The organism is Serratia sp. Ag1 (assembly GCF_000743355.1).
Taxonomy (GTDB): Bacteria; Pseudomonadota; Gammaproteobacteria; order Enterobacterales; family Enterobacteriaceae; genus Chania.
Genome location: NZ_JQEI01000030.1, coordinates 116,356 through 136,692, shown reverse-complemented (window position 1 = coordinate 136,692; position 20,337 = coordinate 116,356). Strand labels below are relative to the sequence as shown.

General features: G+C 53.9%; 20 protein-coding genes. 1 reads left to right on the top strand and 19 read right to left on the bottom strand.

All coding sequences use genetic code 11. The features are described 5' to 3' along the window. Nucleotides 1-48: 48 nt before the first annotated feature. From ybeD to leuS, 11 genes are all read right to left on the bottom strand, one after another. Entirely contained in the window at nt 49-315 is a 267-nt protein-coding gene (ybeD, locus tag IV04_RS18575) for a DUF493 family protein YbeD (RefSeq protein ID WP_021180010.1), read from the bottom strand. Between the two features lie 103 nt (nt 316-418). Further along, nucleotides 419-1,630 carry a D-alanyl-D-alanine carboxypeptidase DacA gene (gene dacA / locus IV04_RS18570; RefSeq protein ID WP_037398394.1) on the bottom strand — a complete coding sequence of 404 codons (1,212 nt, stop codon included), beginning with the start codon at nt 1,628-1,630 and terminating at the stop codon, nt 419-421. Nucleotides 1,631-1,809: 179 nt separating this feature from the next. Next, nucleotides 1,810-2,880: an endolytic peptidoglycan transglycosylase RlpA gene (gene rlpA, locus IV04_RS18565; protein WP_037398391.1), complete on the bottom strand. Its 1,071-nt coding sequence runs from the start codon at nt 2,878-2,880 to the stop codon at nt 1,810-1,812. Between the two features lie 10 nt (nt 2,881-2,890). Further along, a complete protein-coding gene (gene mrdB / locus IV04_RS18560; protein ID WP_037398388.1) occupies nt 2,891-4,003 on the bottom strand; it encodes a peptidoglycan glycosyltransferase MrdB in 1,113 nt (370 codons plus the stop codon). Between the two features lie 8 nt (nt 4,004-4,011). Further along, the gene (gene mrdA, locus IV04_RS18555; protein WP_037398386.1) at nt 4,012-5,907 is read right to left on the bottom strand and encodes a peptidoglycan DD-transpeptidase MrdA; all 1,896 of its coding nucleotides are present in this window, start codon (nt 5,905-5,907) and stop codon (nt 4,012-4,014) included. 38 nt (nt 5,908-5,945) lie between these two features. Further along, nucleotides 5,946-6,416 (bottom strand): 23S rRNA (pseudouridine(1915)-N(3))-methyltransferase RlmH, encoded by a 471-nt coding sequence (gene rlmH / locus IV04_RS18550; protein WP_004949595.1) that lies wholly within the window; start codon nt 6,414-6,416, stop codon nt 5,946-5,948. Nucleotides 6,417-6,419: 3 nt separating this feature from the next. Next, entirely contained in the window at nt 6,420-6,737 is a 318-nt protein-coding gene (rsfS, locus tag IV04_RS18545; protein WP_037398385.1) for a ribosome silencing factor, read from the bottom strand. 164 nt (nt 6,738-6,901) lie between these two features. Further along, nucleotides 6,902-7,552, bottom strand: coding sequence for a nicotinate-nucleotide adenylyltransferase (gene nadD / locus IV04_RS18540; RefSeq protein WP_037398384.1), 651 nt, complete (start codon nt 7,550-7,552; stop codon nt 6,902-6,904). Beyond that, nucleotides 7,542-8,576: a DNA polymerase III subunit delta gene (gene holA, locus IV04_RS18535; protein ID WP_037398383.1), complete on the bottom strand. Its 1,035-nt coding sequence runs from the start codon at nt 8,574-8,576 to the stop codon at nt 7,542-7,544. The genes nadD and holA overlap by 11 nt, the downstream gene beginning before the upstream one ends. Beyond that, the gene (lptE, locus tag IV04_RS18530; RefSeq protein ID WP_037398381.1) at nt 8,573-9,133 is read right to left on the bottom strand and encodes an LPS assembly lipoprotein LptE; all 561 of its coding nucleotides are present in this window, start codon (nt 9,131-9,133) and stop codon (nt 8,573-8,575) included. Before lptE ends, holA begins: the two co-directional genes overlap by 4 nt. 14 nt (nt 9,134-9,147) lie before the next feature. Continuing rightward, nucleotides 9,148-11,730: a leucine--tRNA ligase gene (gene leuS, locus IV04_RS18525; protein ID WP_037398379.1), complete on the bottom strand. Its 2,583-nt coding sequence runs from the start codon at nt 11,728-11,730 to the stop codon at nt 9,148-9,150. A gap of 252 nt (nt 11,731-11,982) precedes the next feature. Between leuS and IV04_RS18520 the strand changes: the two genes are divergently transcribed. Beyond that, nucleotides 11,983-12,465 carry a zinc ribbon-containing protein gene (locus IV04_RS18520; protein WP_037398376.1) on the top strand — a complete coding sequence of 161 codons (483 nt, stop codon included), beginning with the start codon at nt 11,983-11,985 and terminating at the stop codon, nt 12,463-12,465. A gap of 42 nt (nt 12,466-12,507) precedes the next feature. Here the strand turns inward: IV04_RS18520 and IV04_RS18515 are convergent, their stop codons facing one another. The 8 genes from IV04_RS18515 to IV04_RS18480 form a co-directional block, all read right to left on the bottom strand. Next, the gene (locus IV04_RS18515; RefSeq protein ID WP_037398373.1) at nt 12,508-13,233 is read right to left on the bottom strand and encodes an amino acid ABC transporter ATP-binding protein; all 726 of its coding nucleotides are present in this window, start codon (nt 13,231-13,233) and stop codon (nt 12,508-12,510) included. Further along, nucleotides 13,233-13,907, bottom strand: coding sequence for a glutamate/aspartate ABC transporter permease GltK (gene gltK, locus IV04_RS18510; protein ID WP_037398370.1), 675 nt, complete (start codon nt 13,905-13,907; stop codon nt 13,233-13,235). Before gltK ends, IV04_RS18515 begins: the two co-directional genes overlap by 1 nt. After that, nucleotides 13,907-14,647: an amino acid ABC transporter permease gene (locus IV04_RS18505; RefSeq protein ID WP_037398367.1), complete on the bottom strand. Its 741-nt coding sequence runs from the start codon at nt 14,645-14,647 to the stop codon at nt 13,907-13,909. Before IV04_RS18505 ends, gltK begins: the two co-directional genes overlap by 1 nt. 200 nt (nt 14,648-14,847) lie before the next feature. Further along, on the bottom strand, nt 14,848-15,744 hold the full coding sequence (locus tag IV04_RS18500; RefSeq protein ID WP_037398364.1) for an amino acid ABC transporter substrate-binding protein: 897 nt from the start codon (nt 15,742-15,744) through the stop codon (nt 14,848-14,850). 478 nt (nt 15,745-16,222) lie between these two features. After that, entirely contained in the window at nt 16,223-17,752 is a 1,530-nt protein-coding gene (lnt, locus tag IV04_RS18495; protein ID WP_037398361.1) for an apolipoprotein N-acyltransferase, read from the bottom strand. A 7-nt stretch (nt 17,753-17,759) separates the two neighbouring features. Then, on the bottom strand, nt 17,760-18,638 hold the full coding sequence (corC, locus tag IV04_RS18490) for a CNNM family magnesium/cobalt transport protein CorC (protein WP_037398357.1): 879 nt from the start codon (nt 18,636-18,638) through the stop codon (nt 17,760-17,762). A gap of 73 nt (nt 18,639-18,711) precedes the next feature. Further along, nucleotides 18,712-19,185, bottom strand: coding sequence for an rRNA maturation RNase YbeY (ybeY, locus tag IV04_RS18485; RefSeq protein WP_037398354.1), 474 nt, complete (start codon nt 19,183-19,185; stop codon nt 18,712-18,714). Next, complete coding sequence (locus IV04_RS18480) at nt 19,182-20,237, bottom strand: PhoH family protein (RefSeq protein ID WP_037398352.1); 1,056 nt, start codon at nt 20,235-20,237, stop codon at nt 19,182-19,184. Before IV04_RS18480 ends, ybeY begins: the two co-directional genes overlap by 4 nt. Between the last annotated feature and the right edge of the window lie 100 nt (nt 20,238-20,337).

The window sequence follows — 20,337 nt, the reverse complement described above, 5'->3', positions numbered from 1 at the left end:
CCGACCAGCATTTATCCCACGGGTTGAAGCAAGGGCGTCAGGTTGAAATTACAGCACCATGCGGACAATCTCAATGTTGCCCAACTCTTCGTATAACGTTTCCACCTGATCGATATGGGTGGCGGTAATGGTGATGGAAACCGAGTGGTAATTGCCTTTGCTGCTCGGCTTAACCTGCGGGTTGTAGTCCCCAGGAGCATGGCGCTGCACCACTTCAACCACCTGGTCTACCAGCTCGGGGTGTGCCAGGCCCATTACTTTGTAGGTAAAGGTGCAAGGGAATTCGAGCAGTTCGTTCAGTTTAGTTTTTTGCATGTGAGTGCGCTCCGTGGTGTAGCTTATCTATAAATCATAACTCCCGCCGGAGCGGGAGTGAGTATTAACTATCATATGGGGCTGAAATCCCCGGTTTCAAGTCTTAACCAAACCAGTGATGGAACATCAGCCTGATGTAATCCACCAGACGGCTGAAGATGCCGCCTTCTTTCACTTCGTTTAACACCACCAGCGGGCGTTGATCGATGGTCTTGCCATCCAACTGGAAGTTGATACTGCCGACAACCTGATTTTTAGCCAGTGGCGCGTGGATTTCTGACGTATTCAGCACGTAGCTGGCTTTCAGATCTTTCATCCGGCCACGCGGGATAGTCAGGAAAACGTCTTTATCCACGCCCAGTTCGACACGGTCAGCATCACCAAACCAGACCGGTTCAGAGGCAAACTCTTTCCCGGCTTTCAGTGGGGCAACGGTTTCAAAGAAGCGGAAACCCCAGGTCAGCAACTTTTTACTTTCGGTTTCACGGCCTTTGAAGGTACGTCCGCCTAACACGGCTGAGATCAAGCGCATTTGGCCTTCGGTGGCGGAAGCCACCAGATTGTAGCCTGCCGCATCGGTATGGCCGGTTTTGATGCCGTCAACGTTCAGGCTGGTATCCCACAGCAGGCCGTTACGGTTCATCTGGCGGATATTATTGAAAGTAAACTCTTTCTCTTTATAGATAGCGTATTCGTCTGGGACGTCACGGATCAGCGCCTGACCGATCAACGCCATATCTCGTGCCGAGCTGAACTGGCCCTCGGCATCCAGGCCGTGTACGGTCTGGAAGTGGGTATTTTGCAGGCCAAGCTGTTTGACGTAGGTGTTCATCAGGTTAACAAAGGCATCCTGGCTACCGGCGACGTAATCAGCCATGGCGACACAGGCGTCGTTACCTGATTGCAGATTGATGCCGCGTGTCAGTTTGGAGACTGGCACCCGATCGCCAGGCTTCAGGAACATCAGCGAGGAGCCCTTGAATACCGGGTTACCGGTTGCCCAGGCATCCTGACCGACGGTGACCAGATCCTCTTGGCCAATCTTGCCAGACTTCAGCGCCTGGCCGATAACATAACTGGTCATCATTTTGGTCAGGCTAGCGGGGTCACGACGGGCATCGGCGTTAGATTCAGCCAATACTTTACCGGAGTTGTAATCAATCAGGATGTAAGCTTCCGCATCAATTTGCGGGACACCTGGAATCATGGTTTTGATATTAACATCGTCTGCATAGGCAACTGACGCTGCGCTTATCGCGATGACGGTGCCGAGCGTTATGCTTTTGATTAAGCGAAAAGAAGTTACATATTTCATGATCGGAACGACAACATCCGTGAGATTAAGTTTAAAAACGAGCCACACTATAACAGATGGGATCCCGACAGGCATTATGCATTCACCCGGCTGATAGTGGTTTGGGCCTATTTAGCTGAAAGAAAATGTTTCGGCTGAATAGGCCCTATCAACCGCGATGGCCTGACGGGGATCACGTTTTAGGGTGCAGCAGTGATAAAAGACTGTTGTTGTGCTTCGTTGGTCAAACGCTGCTGCAGTTCAGCTGCCTGCTGGCGATTATTGAACGGTCCTAACTGCACGCGGTAAACACTGCCATTGGTAGACACTTTACCCGGCACGCCAAACTGCTGGCTGAGCTGTTGCTGCCAACTGCGTGCGCGCTCGGCGTTGCTCAGGGCACCGACTTGAACGACGACACTACCGCTGGTATTGAGCGCTGTGACAGCCATGGGCGCGGCGGCGACAGGCGTGCTGACAATTGGGGGCGGCGGTTCAGAACCTTCCAGTACTCCGGCTGGCAAGGCGCTTGGCGCTCCGAGGAATCCACCGCTACGAACAGGCGAGCTGCCGTTGCTATCGTCGTTCAGACTGCTGTTATCAATCGGACGCGCTACAGCATCGTTGGCGATGGGGGCTTCCTGTTGTAATGGCGTCCCCATGTTGCTCGAACCGAGCTCCGGGCGCTGTGGCAGAGCGTAACTCTGCTTGGCAACGATGGTGCCAATGCTACCGGGGCCGCTAAGCGTGCCATCAGGCGCAACGCTGATAAAGTCCACCTTCACCTTGGTGTTGCTGGTCAGATTGAGACGGTCGGCTGCGGCTTTTGACAGATCGATAATCCGGCCTTGCGTATACGGGCCGCGATCGTTGACGCGAACCACCAACTGGCGGCCATTCGCCAGGTTGGTGACGCGCACATAGCTTGGGATCGGCAGGGTTGGGTGTGCCGCAGTCAGGGCATTATGATCGAATCGTTCACCAATTGCGGTGGTGTTGCCATTGGCCTCTTCGCCATACCAGGCCGCCAGGCCGGTCTGCGAAAAGTTTTGTGGATCTTTAACGATGCGATAAGTTGCGCCATTAGCCTTATAGTCCTGTAACGTACCAGGGTTATAGGGCTCATAGCGAGGCTCCACACCGCCGATTTCGGTCACTGGCCCGTTATAGGGTTGTTGCTGCGGAGCCGGTGGTTGTTCTTGCGTTGTGGTACAGGCTGAAAGTAATACTGTAATAGCCACTGCACCGACCCAAAGCCATTCCTTACGCATGACTTACCCCTTATAGATTTTTAGACAGCATTTTCCGATGCGTGTGGATCGACATAACGATGCCGAACCCAGCCATGAGGACGATCAGCGCCGAGCCCCCATAGCTGACCAGAGGCAAAGGTACGCCAACGACTGGCAAAATACCACTTACCATACCGATGTTAACAAACACATAGACGAACAGGATCAGCATCAATCCACCGACCATGACGCGGCCAAACGTGGTTTGCGCGCGTGCGGCGATCATGAGCCCACGAATGATGACCATCAGATAGAGCACCAGCAAGATCAGAACGCCGATCAGGCCAAGCTCTTCAGCCAGTACCGCAAAGATGAAATCGGTATGGCGTTCAGGCAGGAATTCCAACTGCGACTGTGTGCCGTGCAGCCAGCCTTTACCGGACAAACCGCCGGAGCCGATGGCGATTTTTGACTGAATAATATGGTAACCGGCACCCAGTGGGTCGCTTTCTGGATCGAGCAGCATCATCACGCGATCCCGCTGATAGCCGTGCATCAGGAAGAACCATAGCACCGGAATAAAGGCCGCCAGCAACACGGCGGCAAAAGCAATCAGCTTCCAGCTCATGCCAGACAGGAACAGCACAAACAGCCCGGAGGCAGCGATCAGAATTGACGTGCCGAGATCGGGTTGTGCGGCAACCAACAGCGTGGGCAGGAAGATCAGCACCAGCGCGATACCGGTATTTTTCAGCGAAGGTGGGCAGACATCGCGATTCATAAAGCGAGCCACCATCAGCGGTACGGCGATTTTAGCGATTTCTGATGGCTGGAAACGGACAAAGCCCAGATCCAGCCAGCGCTGTGCTCCTTTACTGATCTGGCCGAAGGCGTCGACTAAAATCAGCAGGATGACGCAAAAAATGTACAGATACGGTGCCCAGCTTTCATAAACGCGTGGCGGGATCTGTGCCATCACCCCCATCACGATCAGGCCCATCAAGATCTGGCCGATCTTACGTTCCATCATGCCGATATCCTGGCCGCTGGCGCTCCACATCACAAAGGCGCTATAGACCAGCAGGGCCAGAATAAATAACAGGAAAGTGGGATCGATGTGGATTTTGGTCCAGATGGAACCCTTTTGTTGGCTTTCAGTCATGTTCTACCTTAATCACCTTCTATACCTGGCGGCAGTGGGGCTGCATCCGGTAATTGCGTATTGTTGTCGCCCAACAGGATATGGTCGAGGATCTGGCGGGTGATAGTACCAACCGCCGGGCCTGAACCGCCGTTTTCCAGAATGATGGCGACGGATACCGTCGGGTTATCATACGGCGCGAAAGCGGTCATCAACTTATGGTCACGCAGATGTTCTGCGAGTTTGTGGGCGTTATAGGTTTCATAGCCAAATACCTGCGCCGTACCCGATTTTGCCGCTGCTTTATAGGGGGTTCCCTCAAAGTACTTGCGGGCCGTGCCGTTTGGCCGGTTGGCGACGCCGTACATACCGTCTTTGGCGATTTCCCAGAAGCCGGAGTGAATATCACCGATCTGTTTGTGTTCTTCCTGACGGAATGGCACCAGAGCGCCGTTGATTCTGGTGCTTTGCAGCAGGTGCGGTATTTTGACATCACCGTCGTTGATCAGTGTATTCAGTGCCTTTGACATCTGGATCGGCGTAGCGGTCCAGTAGCCTTGGCCGATCCCGACAGGAATGGTATCCCCTTGATACCAAGGTTTTTTAAACCGCTTGAGTTTCCACTCACGCGTCGGCATCAGGCCGGAACGCTCCTCAGAAAGATCGATACCGGTATAGTCACCGTAACCGAATTTGCTCAGCCAGCTCGATAGGCGATCGATGCCCATATCATAGGCAACCTGATAAAAGAAGGTATCTGCAGATTCTTCCAGCGCTTTGGTGACATTAAGGCGACCATGGCCCCACTTTTTCCAGTCGCGGAAACGCTTTTCGGAACCGGGCAGTTGCCACCAGCCAGGATCGAACACCACGGTATTACGAGTGATCACCCCGGCACTGAGGGCCGAGACGGCAATATAGGGTTTCACCGTTGATGCCGGGGGATATACCCCTTGGGTAGCGCGGTTGATCAACGGGCGGTTCGGATCGTTGAGCAATCCTTGATAATCTTTGCTGGAGATGCCGTCAACGAACAGGTTCGGATCGTAACTGGGGTTGGACACCATCGCCAGAATGCCGCCAGTGCGTGGATCGCTGACCACCACTGCTGCTCGGCTGCCCACCAGCAGTTGCTCGATATAGCGCTGCAGATTGAGATCGAGAGTCAGATAAACGTCTTTACCGGCGGAAGGCGGTTGTTCATGCAGCTGGCGGATCACCCGGCCACGGTTGTTGACTTCAACCTCTTCATAGCCGGTTTTGCCATGCAGGGTATCTTCATAAAAACGTTCAATGCCTAACTTGCCGATATCGTGCGTAGCCGCATAGTTGGCCAGTTTGCCATCTTTATCCAGGCGCTCGACGTCACGATCGTTAATCTTTGAAACATAACCGATCACGTGGGTGAGGGCAGAGCCATAGGGGTAGTAACGGCGCTGATAGCCTTTCACTTCCACGCCGGGGAAGCGGAACTGGTTGACGGCAAAGCGGGCGACCTGAACCTCGGTCAGCGCGGTTTTGACCGGGATCGAAACAAAACGCCGCGAACGCTTGCGCTCTTTTTCAAAGTTGGCGATGTCATCATCAGTAAGCTCAACAATCGGGCGTAATGCTTCCAGCGTGGCATTGAGATCGTCAACTTTTTCCGGCATTAACTCCAACTGGTAGATGGTGCGGTTGAGCGCCAGTGGTGTGCCGTTACGATCGTAAATAATGCCGCGGCTGGGGGGAATGGGCACCAGTTTGATGCGGTTTTCATTGGAACGGGTACGGTAATCCTCAAAGCGAACGATTTGCAGATTATACAGATTGGCAATCAGGATGCCTGTCAGCACCAGAATGACCAAAAGCGCCACCAGGGCACGGCGTACAAACAGGGCAGATTCTGCCGTATAGTCGCGAAAAGGGTTACTGTCTATTTTCATCCCGTTACTTTATTTCACTCGATTACTGTCACCGCCGGTCACTCCCGGTGGTAAGGATGATTGGTGGTAATACTCCAGGCGCGGTAGAGGCTTTCGGCGACTAAAACACGCACTAAAGGATGCGGTAAGGTCAATGGCGACAGCGACCAACTCTGCTCTGCCGCCGCTTTACACGCCGGGGCCAGCCCTTCGGGGCCACCGATCAGCAGGCTGACGTTGCGGCCATCCTGCTTCCAGCGCTCAAGCTGTTGTGCCAACTGGGGCGTTTCCCAAGGTGTTCCTGGGATGTCCAAGGTGACAATGCGGTTGCCTTTACCGACCGCCGCCAGCATCTGTTCGCCTTCTTTTTCCAGAATGCGTTTGATATCCGCATTCTTGCCGCGTTTGCCCGCCGGGATTTCGGTCAGCTCAAACGGCATATCTTTCGGAAAGCGATGCAGGTAATCCATAAAGCCGGTCTGCACCCAGTCTGGCATTTTGGTGCCGACGGCAACCAATTGCAGTTTCACCGTTTAGCTCCAGAGCTTTTCCAGTTCATACAGGTGGCGGCTTTCTTCCTGCATCACATGCACAATCACTTCGCCCAGATCGACCACGATCCAGTCTGAAGCAGCCTGGCCTTTCATGCCATACAGTTCCATGCCGATGGCACGGGCTTCTTCTATGACACGCTCGGCGATCGACATCACGTGACGGGTCGATGTACCGGTACAGATGATCATGCAGTCGGTGATGCTGGATTTGCCCTGCACATCCAGAGCGATAATGTCCTGGCCTTTCATGTCATCAATTTTATCAATGACGAAATCTTGGAGCGCTTTACCTTGCAAAGGTTCCCCCTCGGGTATGTTCTGTTTATCAGGCTGCAGTATGGCCTGAATAATGATGATATCGGTAGGATCCTGCTCTGTGTGTGCCTCGCGGCCACGGCCCGGTCAGCCAAGGTTTCCGGGTTTTTCAGCGGATACCTGAAAAAGAGCGGCGCAGTATAGCACTATCTGTATAAACCCTGTAACTCGATATAGCGTTGTACGCTGCGTGGTAACAAATCATCACAACTGAGCCCTTGATGGCGGCGCTGGCGTATCTCGGTTGCCGAGATATCCAGCAACGGAGTCTCTGCCAAGTAGACATAACCCTGCGGTTGCTGGCTGAGTTGGCGTGCATCGGTAACCTGATGTTGTTCCAACCATTGCTGTAATTCTGGCGTATCCATCCGATCGCTATAACCAGGGCGCGCCAGTACCAACAGGTGGCAGACCTCCATCAGGGCTTGCCAGCGGTGCCATTTGTGCAGCGTCAGCAGTGAATCCTGGCCAATGATAAACGCCAGAGGTAACGCAGTGCCACGTTCTTTACGAATCGTTTCCAACGTCTCGATGGTGTAGGAAGGTGTCGTGCGATGCAGTTCGCGGTCGTCCACGGTAAACAGCGGGCGATCGGCGATGGCTAATTCAACCATCCTCAGCCGTTGCTGCGGGCTGGCTTCCGGCTGCGGGCGGTGCGGAGGCACATGATTTGGCAAGAGGGTGATGCGGTGTAAGCCAACTTCCTGAGCCAGTGCTTCAACCGGGCGCAAATGGCCGTAATGAATCGGATCAAAAGTGCCACCAAAAAAAGCATGCAGTTGCGGTTTACTGAGCATCAGGGAGACTCGTGATAAGGGGTTTACCGCAAATCAGCATCGATAAGGCTTCCAGCCCTGACCAGACTGACTGGCCGTAATCTTGCTTCACGGTGATTTCAAGCTGGGACAGCAAGTGGACGGCCTGCTGCAATTGTTGGCCTGACAGGCGTTGCAGAGCCTGAGTAATCAGGCTGCGGCGGTTCTGCCAGACTTTGTGCTGGTCGAACAGTGTGCGCAGCGGGGTGCTTGCCATACTGCGTTGCAGGGTCAGTAACATCAGCAGTTCACGCTGTAGAGTACGCAACAGGATCACCGGTTCAACATCCTCCTGCTGTAACTGTTGCAGGATGTGCCAGGCGCGCTTGCTTTTGCCTGCCAGCAAGGCATCCAACCAGTGAAAGGGGCTGAAATGTGCGGCGTCATTAACCACCTGTTCAACGCGTGGCAGCGGCAACTTACCATCTGGATACAGCAAAGAGAGCCGTTCCAGCGCCTGCGACAGTGCCAGCAGGTTACCTTCATAGCAGTAACACAGCAGTTGATTGGCGGCGTTATCAAGATCCAACTGCATGGATTTCGCTCGTTGCGCCACCCAGCGGGGTAACTGTGCCTGCTCAGGCGTTTGGCAACTGATTAAAACGGCGTTAGGGCTGAGTGCTTTAAACCAGGCGCTGTTTTCTTGCGCTTTGGTCAGGCGCGGACCGCGCAGCACCAGCAAAATATCGTCATGCAGCAAGCCCGCCAACTTGACCAACTGTTCGCCCATCGGGGCGCTTGGGCCATTTTCCGGGAAAATCAGCAGCAGGGTTTGCCTGCTGGCAAACAGGCTCATCGCCTGACAGATACTGAAAATGGCATTCCAGTCAGTCTGGGCATCAAGAGAAATACTGTAGTGTTCGGTGAACTGCTGCTGTTGAGCCGCTTGGCGGATCAGATCCTGGCTCTCCTGCAGCAGCAGAGGATCGTTGCCGCTCAACAAATAACAAGCGCGCAGCCCCTCACGGAGCTGCGCGGCAAGTTGTTCAGGGTAGAGACGAATCATTGTGCTGATTGACTGGCTGTTTTTTCAGTGGCAGCGTCGGCTTTCTGTTGAGTCGCCAATTCTGCAGCATTAACCGTCATTAATTTGCGCACAATCTGCTGCGCGGCCTGCTGGCGCATTTCCTGCAGAATGATGTCCTGCTCGGCATCTTTAGCCAAGGCAGTCAAGGGGTTATCAAAGAACGAACGGAATACGGTGACGTTCAGTGGATAGATATCATGCCCCGGGATCAAGACCTGTGCCTGAACGGTCATTACCATCTGGTTTTCTGCCGTTTTACCATCCTGGAAGATCGAAACGGTATCCTGGGTCTGAGTTGAGCTTACGATACGCAGAGACGGCACATCCTTGCGAGTGGCATCGCTCACAATGGTGACGCCGTTGCTGCGCAACTGAGCACGCACGGCGCGCGTCAGTGGGCCAAACGGATCGTAGCTGTCCAGCATCAGCTTGTGCATTTCTGTGGGAACCTGCGTGGTGCCACGCAGGTGAAAACCGCAGCCAGCGGTGACCAGCACCGCCAACCCCAGCAACAGCGTCAGAATACGATGTCGCACAATGCCTCCTTGTGTTAACCCACAACCAGGTTAAGCAATTTGCCCGGAACGTAGATCGCTTTGCGTATCGTGACCCCTTCCAGATATTTGGCTACCAGATGTTCTTCCGCAGCACGTTCACGCACTTGCTCTTCGGTTGCATCGGCAGCCACGGTGATTTTGGCACGAACTTTACCGTTGATCTGAACCACCACCAGCTTGGAGTCTTCTACCATCGCAGCTTCATCGGCGACTGGCCACGCGGCGGTATCCACATCACCTTCGCCGTTCAGCGCCTGCCACAGGCTGAAGCAAATGTGCGGGGTGAATGGATACAGCATACGAACGACGGCCAGTAGAGCTTCCTGCAACAGGGCGCGATCCTGCTCGGTTTCCTGTGGCGCGCGGCCCAGCTTGTTCATCAGTTCCATCACGGCGGCAATCGCGGTGTTGAAGGTCTGACGGCGGCCGATATCGTCGGTCACTTTGGCGATAGTTTTGTGCACGTCGCGGCGCAGAGCTTTCTGATCGGCGTTCAATGCGGCCACGTCCAGCGGCTGAACGGCCCCTTTCTCCACGTGATCGTAAGCCAGTTTCCAGACGCGTTTCAGGAAGCGGTTTGCCCCTTCAACCCCGGATTCCTGCCATTCCAGCGTCATTTCTGCCGGTGAGGCAAACATCATGAACAGACGAACGGTATCAGCACCGTATTTCTCGACCATCAGCTGTGGATCGATGCCGTTGTTCTTCGACTTCGACATTTTGCTCATGCCAGCGTAAACCAGCTCGTGGCCTTCTGGGTCGACGGCTTTGGTGATACGGCCTTTTTCGTCACGTTCAACGATGGCATCTGCCGGGGAAACCCAAATGCGCTCGCCGTTGCTGCCGGTGTAATAGAAAGCATCTGCCAGCACCATGCCCTGGCACAGTAAGCGCTTGGCAGGTTCATCCGAATTCACCAGGCCAGCATCACGCATCAGCTTGTGGAAGAAGCGGAAATACATCAGGTGCATAATGGCGTGTTCGATCCCGCCGATATACTGATCGACCGGCAGCCAGTAGTTAGCCGCCGCCGGATCCAGCATCCCTTCGTCATACTGTGGGCAGGTGTAACGCGCGTAGTACCAGGACGACTCCATAAAGGTATCGAAGGTGTCGGTTTCACGCAGCGCTGGCTGGCCGTTGACGGTGGTTTTTGCCCACTCAGGATCGGCTTTGATCGGGCTGGTGATACCATCCATCACCACATCTTCAGGCAGAATCACCGGCAGTTGATCTTCTGGCGTTGGCATCACGGTGCCGTCTTCCAGTGTCACCATCGGGATCGGTGCGCCCCAGTAACGCTGGCGGGAAACCCCCCAATCGCGCAGGCGGTAGTTGACTTTACGCTGACCAACGCCAAGCGCGACCAGTTTATCCGCGATGGCATTGAAGCCCGCTTCGTGCTCTAAGCCGTCGAACTCACCGGAGTTGAACAGCACGCCTTTCTCGGTCATTGCTTCGCTAGCAATATCCGGCTGGCTGCCATCCAGATTCAGGATGACTGGCTTGATCTGCAGGCCATACTTGGTGGCGAACTCCCAGTCACGCTGATCGTGCGCAGGAACGGCCATCACCGCGCCAGTGCCGTATTCCATCAAGACGAAGTTGGCAACCCAGACCGGCAGTTTTTCACCGCTCAGCGGATGAATGGCAAACAGGCCGGTGGCCATGCCTTTCTTCTCCATGGTGGCCATGTCGGCTTCGGCAACCTTGGTATTACGGCATTCGTCGATAAATTCGGCCAGCGCCGGGTTGTTAACCGCCCCAAGCTGGGCCAGCGGGTGACCGGCAGCTACGGCCACATAGGTGGCACCCATAAAGGTGTCCGGGCGGGTGGTGTAAACGGTGACCTGCTCATCGCTGTTAGTCACGCTGAAGGTGATCTCTACGCCTTCAGAACGGCCAATCCAGTTACGCTGCATGGTTTTCACCTGCTCTGGCCAGCTTTCCAGCGTATCCAGATCGTTCAGCAACTGATCGGCGTAAGCGGTGATCTTGATGAACCACTGTGGAATTTCTTTGCGCTCAACCTTGGTATCACAGCGCCAGCAGCAACCGTCGATCACCTGTTCGTTGGCTAACACAGTCAGATCGTGCGGACACCAGTTCACCGCAGACGTCTTCTTGTAAACCAGGCCTTTTTCGTAAAGCTTGGTGAAGAACCACTGCTCCCAACGGTAGTAATCAGGCTTACAGGTGGCGATCTCGCGATCCCAGTCATAGCCGAAGCCCAGCAGTTTCAGCTGGTTCTTCATATATTCAATGTTGTCGTAGGTCCACGGAGCCGGTGCGGTATTGTTTTTCACCGCTGCGCCTTCTGCCGGCAGGCCGAAAGCATCCCAGCCGATCGGCTGTAGCACGTTTTTGCCCAACATGCGTTGGTAACGGGAGATCACGTCGCCAATGGTGTAGTTACGCACATGGCCCATGTGTAGGCGACCGGAAGGGTAAGGCAGCATGGAAAGGCAGTAATACTTTTCCTTGCTCGCATCTTCGGTAACCTTGAAAGTTTGCTTCTCTTGCCAGTGAAGCTGTACGTTCGACTCTATCTCTTCGGGGCGGTATTGCTCTTGCATGGCGGCCGGTGGTCCTGTAGGTGTGAAACAGCTACATCCGTAGCATTCTGTTGAGTACTTAGATCCGCATAGCATAGCTGATAAGACCTCCCGGCAACAACACCAAGCGCCTTGACGCCGCGTATTTAAAAAAAACATTGCCATGATGTGATCCACAACCGGCCAATCCGTCACACCAACCCAGTGTCATCAGTGTTTTAGGGCTAGAATGAAGGGATAAGTCCTGTCACAACAGTTCATCGAGGAGAGACTATGAACAAGGTTGCTCAGTATTACCGTGAGTTGGTGGCATCTCTGACGGAACGTTTGAAGAATGGGGAACGTGATATCGACGAACTGGTTGCCAGTGCCGAGAAACGTTTGGATGAGGTGGGTGAATTGACGCGTGCGGAGGTGGAGCAGGTGACGCAAGCCGTGCGCCGCGATCTGGAGGAGTTTGCCCGCAGCTATAAAGAGAGCCAGGATGATCTCACCGACAGCGTATTTATGCGAGTGATTAAAGAAAGCCTGTGGCAGGAACTGGCGGAGATCACCGACAAAACCCAGTTGGAATGGCATGAGGTCTTCAAGGATGTCAGCCATCACGGCGTGTATCACAGTGGCGAAGTGGTGGGGCTAGGGAATCTGGTGTGTGAGCAATGCCATCACCATTTGGCGTTTTATACGCCGGAAGTGTTGCCGCTGTGCCCGAAGTGTGGCCACGATCAGTTCCAGCGTCGGCCATTTGAGCCTTAAATGAATGATTGATGCGCCCCAGGCTGGGGCGCATCTGTTGAATTAATGAAGGATTTTAGCCAGGAAGTCTTTGGCACGATCGGATTGCGGATTGTTGAAGAAGTCATCTTTGTTGCGGTCTTCAACGATTTTCCCTTCATCCATAAAGATCACCCGATGGGCCACTTTGCGGGCAAAGCCCATTTCGTGTGTTACCACCATCATGGTCATCCCTTCTTGCGCCAGCTTCACCATGACGTCCAGCACTTCGTTGATCATTTCCGGGTCGAGGGCGGAAGTGGGTTCATCGAACAGCATGGCGATCGGGTCCATACATAGCGCACGGGCGATCGCTACGCGCTGCTGCTGGCCACCGGACAACTGGCCTGGGAATTTGTTGGCATGTGCGGACAGGCCCACGCGCTCAAGCAATTTCAATCCCTTTTCGCGCGCCGCTTCTTGGTCGCGTTTGAGCACTTTGATCTGCGCCAAGGTCAGGTTTTCAATGATCGACAGATGCGGGAACAGCTCAAAATGCTGGAACACCATGCCCACTTTGGAACGCAGTTGCGCCAGATTGGTGCTCTTGTTGTTAACCTGCGTGCCGTTGACCAGAATATCGCCTTTCTGAATCGGCTCCAGCCCGTTGACCGTTTTAATCAGGGTAGATTTGCCGGAGCCTGAAGGACCACAGACCACCACCACTTCGCCTTTTTTGACTTCGGTGGTGCAATCGGTCAGAACCTGAAAGTGACCGTACCACTTAGAAACATTTTTCAGGGATATCATCAAACAGTCCTTTTCTTCAAATAGCTTACCAGCGCCGATGCGGCGATACTGATAACAAAATAGACAAGTCCAGCAAACAGAATCATTTCAACCTGTGTGCCATCGCGTTCGCCAATGGTTGAGGCGGTACGGAAGAAATCTGCCAGGCTCAGCACGTAAACCAGCGAAGTATCCTGGAACAGAACGATCCCCTGGGTTAACAGCAGTGGCACCATGGCACGGAAGGCCTGCGGCAGGATCACCAGCCGCATGGATTGCCAATTTGTCATCCCTAACGCTAACGCCGCAGAAGACTGGCCGCGTGAGATGCTCTCAATACCGGCGCGGATAATCTCCGAGTAATAGGCCGCTTCAAACAGGGAAAAGGCTACCATAGCCGAGATCAGGCGAATATCGGTTTTCGGTGACAGGCCTAGAACCTGTTGTAATAAGCTTGGCACCACCAGATAGAACCACAGCAGCACCATAACTAACGGAACGGAGCGGAACAGGTTGACGTACAGCGCCGCAAACCAGCTGATTGGTTTAATCGGTGATAGGCGCATCACCGCCAGAACAGTACCCCAGATGATGCCAAAGACGATGGCGATCGCGGTAATTTTCAGCGTGACCGCCAAGCCCTGCAGCAGATACGGGAAGCTCGGGACAATCGAGCCCCAATCAAATTCGTACATTATTTACTCCCCATATGGCCGGGTAACTGCACTTTTCTCTCAACGATACGCATAAACAGCATAATGACGGCGTTAATGCCGATATAAGCGAGAGTGATGGCAGTAAAGGACTCATAAGCATGAGCGGAGTAGTCGAGCAGCTTACCGGCTTGGGCTGCCATATCTACCAACCCGATGGTGGAAGCGATGGCGGAGTTTTTCACCAGGTTGAGCATTTCCGACGTCATCGGCGGAACGATCACCCGGTAAGCATTTGGCAACAGCACGTAACGATAGGTCTGTGGCAGCGTCAGCCCCATTGCCAGCCCTGCGGCGCGTTGGCCACGCGGCAAGGATTGGATCCCGGCGCGTACCTGTTCGCAGACGCGGGCCGCGGTAAACAACCCAAGGCACAGCATGGAAGAGACGAAAAACTGAATATTGGGATCCAGCTCGGTTTTAAACCACATGCCAAGATTGGCAGGCAGCAGTTCCGGCATCACCAGATACCAGGTGAAGAATTGCACGATCAGCGGTACGTTGCGGAACAGTTCGACGTAACACGTGCCCAGTGTGGAAAGAAAACGGTTTGGCACGGTTCGCAAGATACCGAACAGTGAACCGACAAAGAAAGCAATAATCCAAGCACAGACGGAGAGGGCTACCGTGACTTGGAAGCCAGACCAAATCCAGCCTAAGTAAGTGGTATTCCCAAACGGGGCCTGCTGCAGGAAGATACCCCAGTTCCAATCTATCGACATAACAAACTCCGTTAAGCAAGTGCAAAGCACCTTAAAGCGTGATGACTATTCAGTCGGAGCAGCGCACGCCAGTCTGGCTGGCTTATTGTGTGCGCTGTTCTGTTTGAGAAGGAGAATGCGGGAGGGGAACGACCTCCCGCCGACCTGTCTGCCCATCGCCAGTCATCAAAAAAGCCGGTTGTTTAAGCTTTAATTGGCTTTTAGTTCAATGCTTTATCGTTAGGTTCTTTGAACAGTTGCTTCATGTCGTCAGACAGTTCGAAGTTCATGTTAAGATTTTTCGGTGGGATCGGTTGCTTGAACCAGACGTCAAACCGTTTGGCGGCTTCACCCGAGGTTTGTGCCTGAGCGATAGTGTCATCGACCAGTTTTTTGAATTCGGCGTCGTCTTTACGCATCATGCAGCCATAGGCTTCTTTGGACTGCGGTGCACCCACGATTTCCCATTGGTCAGGTTTCTTGGCTTTAGCACGCTCACCTGCCAGCAGGGCATCATCCATCATAAAGGCCACTGCGCGGCCACTCTCCAGAGTACGGAAAGAGTCACCATGGTCTTTGGCACTGATGATGCGCATCTTCATCTGGTCTTTGTCGTTCAGTTTGTTGAGCAGCACTTCAGAAGTGGTGCCCGAAGTCACGACAACCGGTTTGCCCGCCAGAGCTTTGAAATCTTTGATGTCGGAACCTTTTTTCACCAGCAGGCGAGTGCCGACGATGAAGATGGTATTGGAGAATGCAGCCTGCTGTTGGCGCTCAAGATTGTTAGTGGTGGAACCACACTCAAAGTCAAAGGTGCCATTTTGCAGCAGTGGAATACGGTTTTGCGAGGTGATTGGCAGCATTTTCACCTGCAGATTAGGGGCATTCAGTTTTTTCTTGACTGCGTCAACAATCAGGTTGGAGTAATCCTGGGAGTAGCCCACCACTTTCTGCTGGTTATCGTAGTAGGAGAACGGAACTGAGGATTCACGGTGGCCGACAACAATCACACCATTATCTTTGATTTTCTTCAGCGTACCGGTTAATTCTTCCGCATGGGCTACGCTACTCGCCATACCGATCAGCAGTAACGATAACGCCAATTTGCGCATTTGCATGGTCCAACTCCTCTGATGTTGTGATTGCCCGAGCTCAAGGAACATCGGGTTAAAGCGGCTATTAACGGCTCGTGTTTATACCCTTCATACTTCAAGTTGCTTGGGTGTTGGCTGCCTTCACTCACCCCAGTCACTTACTTGAGTAAGCTCCTGGGGATTCATTCAGTTGCCGCCTACAAGCAACTCGAATTATTTTGGGTATAGAGACTCTTAGACGTATTACCGATAGAAAATAGCCGATTGTGAACGGTATGAAACTAATTTGTTTCATTTTTTGCGACATCACGCGCACCAAATGGATGCAATAAATGGCCATTGCACTGCGAAGGTGCATATTGTGCTCTGGCGCTGTGCATTACGTGCCGCACGATGTCAGTACAAATCAATCAGTACCTGTTACCTGGTAATTAAAGCAAGGAACGTGCCAGAAGAGGGGAGCGCGAAGTGAGGCAGGGCGCAGTTGCGCCCTGAAAAGCAATTACTTACGGCGTAAGCGAGCGATCAGCGCCGCACCGCCCAGCAGGGCCGTGAGGAGCCAAACTGGCGCGGAACCAAAACGCGCATATGGCGTAACGCCAGTGGTTGGGGTGACATCCACCGCCAAAACCTTACGGGTGAATTGCGGGATCGAGGCCTGCACTTCGCCCTGCGGGCCAACCACGGCGGTCACGCCATTATTGGTGCTGCGCAGCAGAGGGCGGCCCAATTCCAGCGCCCGCATGCGTGCCATCTGGAAGTGCTGCCACGGGCCAATCGAATGGCCGAACCAAGCATCGTTAGAGATAGTCAACAGGAAGTTGGTATCTGGCCGGAAATTATCGCGTACTTGCTGGCCCAGCACGATTTCATAGCAGATGGCCGCCGTCAGGTTGAATCCCCGCACGCTTAACTGCGGCTGCACGTAATCGCCACGGCTGAAAGAGGACATCGGCAAATCGAACAGCGGGGCTAGCGGGCGCAGCAGTGTTTCCAACGGTACGAATTCGCCGAACGGCACCAGATGGTGCTTGTTGTAGCGGTTGGCTGCCGGGTAGTTGTACGGCGTTTCTTCACCTAAGACGATCACACTGTTGAAGAATTGCGTGCCTTGCGGAGTCGCACGCGCATCAACAATCCCGGTGATCAGGCTGCTATTTTTGGCGCGCATCAGGTCATCCATCATGGTGAGAAAACCGTTCTGGTTGCTTTCCACGTCTGGAATGGCCGATTCCGGCCAAATGATGATCGGTGCTTTACCCATAAATGGACGGCTTTCATCCAGATAGGTTTGCAGCGTATTGACCAGCGCTTTGGGATCCCACTTCATTGACTGGGCAATATTGCCCTGCACCATGGCGATCTTCACCGTTTTTTCCGGTTGTGGTGTAAACCAGTGAAGCTGACGCAGTGGCCAAGGTAACAACAGCATGGCAAGCGCAATGACCGCCGGAATAACACGGCGATGCGCTACGGCAAACACCAGCAGGCCGCTGAGGGACATCAGCAGCAGGGTGATCGCATCCACGCCCAGAAGGGGAGCAATACCTTGCAGCGGGCCGTCGATCTGGCTGTAACCAAACTGCAGCCAAGGGAAGCCAGTGAGCACCCAGCCGCGCAGGAACTCCGTTAATTGCCAGAGCGCCGGTGCAGCAATCGCCAGTCGCCACCAGGTGGTGCGTGGCCAGATTCGCGTCAGTAACCCGGCAAATAGCCCGGTATACAACGAAAGATAGGCTGCCAATAACACAACCAGGAAGATATTGATGGCAAACGGCATACCGCCGAAATCGGCAATGCTGACGTAAACCCAGTTCACACCACTGCCGAACAGGCCGAGCCCCCAGCAAAAGCCGAGCAGGGCAGATTGTTGGGTCGTGCGGTTGAGAGTAACCGCCAGCAGGCCAAACAGCGAGGCAATGGCGGCAGGCCAAAAATCGTAAGGGGAGAAGGCCAGCGTGCCGCAGGCACCTGACAATAGCGCCAGCAGGGCGCGAACCCGCTGGCGTTCAAGTAAATAGGCTTTAGCCATCTGTGATTTATTCTTCCAGTTTCGGTTGTGGAGAATCGTCCGGAATTTTGACATGTACCTGGATGATGCGTCGGCTGTCGGCCATCGCAACTTTAAACAGGTAACCTTCGATTTCGATGGTTTCCCCGCGTGCAGGCAGGTGACCGAAGGCTTGCATCACCAGGCCGCCGATGGTGTCGACTTCGTCATCACTGAAGTGAGTACCGAAAATCTCGTTGAAGTCTTCGATTGGTGCCAGCGCACGCACGGTAAACATGTGGCGGCTGAGCTGGCGGACATCACGATCTTCCTCATCGTCATATTCGTCTTCAATTTCGCCAACGATCAGTTCCAGAATATCTTCAATGGTCACCAGGCCGGATACGCCGCCGAATTCATCAATCACAATGGCCATGTGATAACGCTGCGAACGGAACTCTTTCAGCATCCGGTCAACCCGCTTGCTTTCTGGCACCACCACCGCAGGGCGCAGCACTTTGTCGAGGCTGAAAGGCTCGGAATCGGCGCGCATAAACGGCAACAGATCCTTGGCCATCAGAACGCCTTCAATGTGATCTTTATCTTCGCTGATCACCGGGAAGCGCGAGTGAGCGGATTCGATGATCACATCCAGGCACTCTTCGAGCTGTTGGTTACGCTTGAGCGTCACCATCTGGGAACGTGGGATCATGATATCGCGCACGCGCTGCTCGGCGATATCCATCACGCCTTCCAGCATGTCACGGGTATCGGGATCGATCAGGTCGTTTTGCTCGGAATCACGGATCAGCTCGACCAGATCGCCACGGTTTTTTGGCTCACCGTGGAATAACTGGTTAAGGATAAGAGTAAAAAACCCCTTTTTGGGACTGGGGCTGTCATTGCTTTGTGAATGGTCGTCGCTCATGGCGTTTAGTGAATATCACTCATGTCAGAGTTAAGGTGGTCAGCTTCAGCACCAGATGGGGCTGAAGCTGACATCAGTTGGGGTCTTTTTCCGCCAGATACGGGTCTGGATAACCCATACCTTGCATGATCTCGGTTTCCAAAGACTCCATTTCTTCGGCTTCATCATCTTCAAGATGGTCATACCCTAGCAGATGAAGGCTACCGTGAACAACCATATGCGCCCAGTGTGCTTCAAGCGTCTTCTGTTGCTCAATGGCTTCCTGTTCAACCACCTGACGGCAAATGATCAGGTCGCCAAGCAGTGGCAGTTCAATCCCCGGTGGTGCTTCGAACGGGAACGACAGCACGTTGGTGGGCTTATCTTTACCGCGGTAAGTCAGATTCAGCTCATTGCTTTCTGCCTCATCCACCAGGCGAATGGTGACTTCGGCCTCTTCCTGAAACTGCGGTAACACGTTTTCTAACCAGCGCTGGAAGGTGGCTTCATCCGGTAACCCCTGGCTGTCGGCACAGGCGATTTGAAGATCCAGAATAACCTGGCTCATGGTGCCTCCTGCTCAGAAGCAATATTTGCCTCACGCTTACGTTGTTCGGCGATGGCGTCTTTGCGTTTCTGCTCGGCGGCCTCCCAGGCTTCATAGGCGATCACCACCCGAGCGACAACCGGGTGGCGCACCACGTCTTCACTGTGGAAGAAGTTGAAACTGATCTCTTCCACTTCAGACAGCACTTCTACTGCGTGGCGCAGGCCGGATTTCTGGTTGCGTGGCAGATCGATCTGGGTGACATCACCAGTGATCACCGCTTTTGAGTTAAAACCGATGCGCGTCAGGAACATCTTCATCTGTTCGATGGTGGTGTTCTGGCTTTCGTCCAGAATGATAAAGGCGTCATTCAGGGTACGACCACGCATATAGGCCAGCGGGGCGACTTCGATCACGTTACGCTCGATCAGCTTTTCTACGCGCTCAAAGCCCAGCATTTCGAACAGGGCATCGTAGAGCGGCCGCAAATAGGGATCGACCTTCTGGCTCAGATCCCCCGGCAGGAAGCCGAGTTTCTCACCGGCTTCAACCGCCGGGCGGGTCAGCAGGATACGGCGGATGTCCTGACGCTCCAGCGCATCGACGGCAGCGGCAACCGCCAGGTAGGTTTTACCCGTGCCTGCCGGGCCGATACCGAAGGTGATATCGTGAGCGAAAATATTGGCGATGTACTGCGCCTGATTGGGGGTGCGTGGCTTAACCATGCCGCGCTTGGTTTTGATGGTGACGGATTTGCCGTAATCCGGCACGCGGTCGGCAACCTGTTCCAACACTCGGCTCTCTTTGATCGCCAGGTGGATCTGTTCTGGATCGATATCCGGGATCACCCCGCGAATCGGGGCGGTATCCACGTACAGATGGCGCAGGATATCGGCGGCGGCAACCACGCACAGGTTTTTACCGACCAGCTTGAAGCGGTTGTCACGGCGATTGATTTCAATGCCTAACCGGCGTTCGAGCTGTTTGATGTTGTCATCAAACGGGCCACACAGGCTCAGCAGGCGCTGGTTGTCTGCGGGCTCTAACAGGATTTCTTGTGTTGCGACGTTCAAACTATTCCTCAAGGCTCACTCAGGGCCTGGTTGATGTCACGTAACTGCGTTTTCAACGCACGCGTTCAGGACAAACCCCGAACTCTCTTTCTTGAATTAT

Bases quoted from the DNA above. Each gene is read 5' to 3' on its own strand.
- ybeY (WP_037398354.1), bottom strand. From the start codon at position 19,185: ATGAGCCAGGTTATTCTGGATCTTCAAATCGCCTGTGCCGACAGCCAG.
- dacA (WP_037398394.1), bottom strand. From the start codon at position 1,630: ATGAAATATGTAACTTCTTTTCGCTTAATCAAAAGCATAACGCTCGGC.
- nadD (WP_037398384.1), bottom strand. From the start codon at position 7,552: ATGCTCAGTAAACCGCAACTGCATGCTTTTTTTGGTGGCACTTTTGAT.
- lnt (WP_037398361.1), bottom strand. From the start codon at position 17,752: ATGGCTAAAGCCTATTTACTTGAACGCCAGCGGGTTCGCGCCCTGCTG.
- IV04_RS18500 (WP_037398364.1), bottom strand. From the start codon at position 15,744: ATGCAAATGCGCAAATTGGCGTTATCGTTACTGCTGATCGGTATGGCG.
- ybeD (WP_021180010.1), bottom strand. From the start codon at position 315: ATGCAAAAAACTAAACTGAACGAACTGCTCGAATTCCCTTGCACCTTT.
- leuS (WP_037398379.1), bottom strand. From the start codon at position 11,730: ATGCAAGAGCAATACCGCCCCGAAGAGATAGAGTCGAACGTACAGCTT.
- IV04_RS18505 (WP_037398367.1), bottom strand. From the start codon at position 14,647: ATGTCGATAGATTGGAACTGGGGTATCTTCCTGCAGCAGGCCCCGTTT.
- gltK (WP_037398370.1), bottom strand. From the start codon at position 13,907: ATGTACGAATTTGATTGGGGCTCGATTGTCCCGAGCTTCCCGTATCTG.
- rlpA (WP_037398391.1), bottom strand. From the start codon at position 2,880: ATGCGTAAGGAATGGCTTTGGGTCGGTGCAGTGGCTATTACAGTATTA.
- mrdB (WP_037398388.1), bottom strand. From the start codon at position 4,003: ATGACTGAAAGCCAACAAAAGGGTTCCATCTGGACCAAAATCCACATC.
- holA (WP_037398383.1), bottom strand. From the start codon at position 8,576: ATGATTCGTCTCTACCCTGAACAACTTGCCGCGCAGCTCCGTGAGGGG.
- IV04_RS18520 (WP_037398376.1), top strand. From the start codon at position 11,983: ATGAACAAGGTTGCTCAGTATTACCGTGAGTTGGTGGCATCTCTGACG.
- mrdA (WP_037398386.1), bottom strand. From the start codon at position 5,907: ATGAAAATAGACAGTAACCCTTTTCGCGACTATACGGCAGAATCTGCC.
- IV04_RS18515 (WP_037398373.1), bottom strand. From the start codon at position 13,233: ATGATATCCCTGAAAAATGTTTCTAAGTGGTACGGTCACTTTCAGGTT.
- corC (WP_037398357.1), bottom strand. From the start codon at position 18,638: ATGAGCGACGACCATTCACAAAGCAATGACAGCCCCAGTCCCAAAAAG.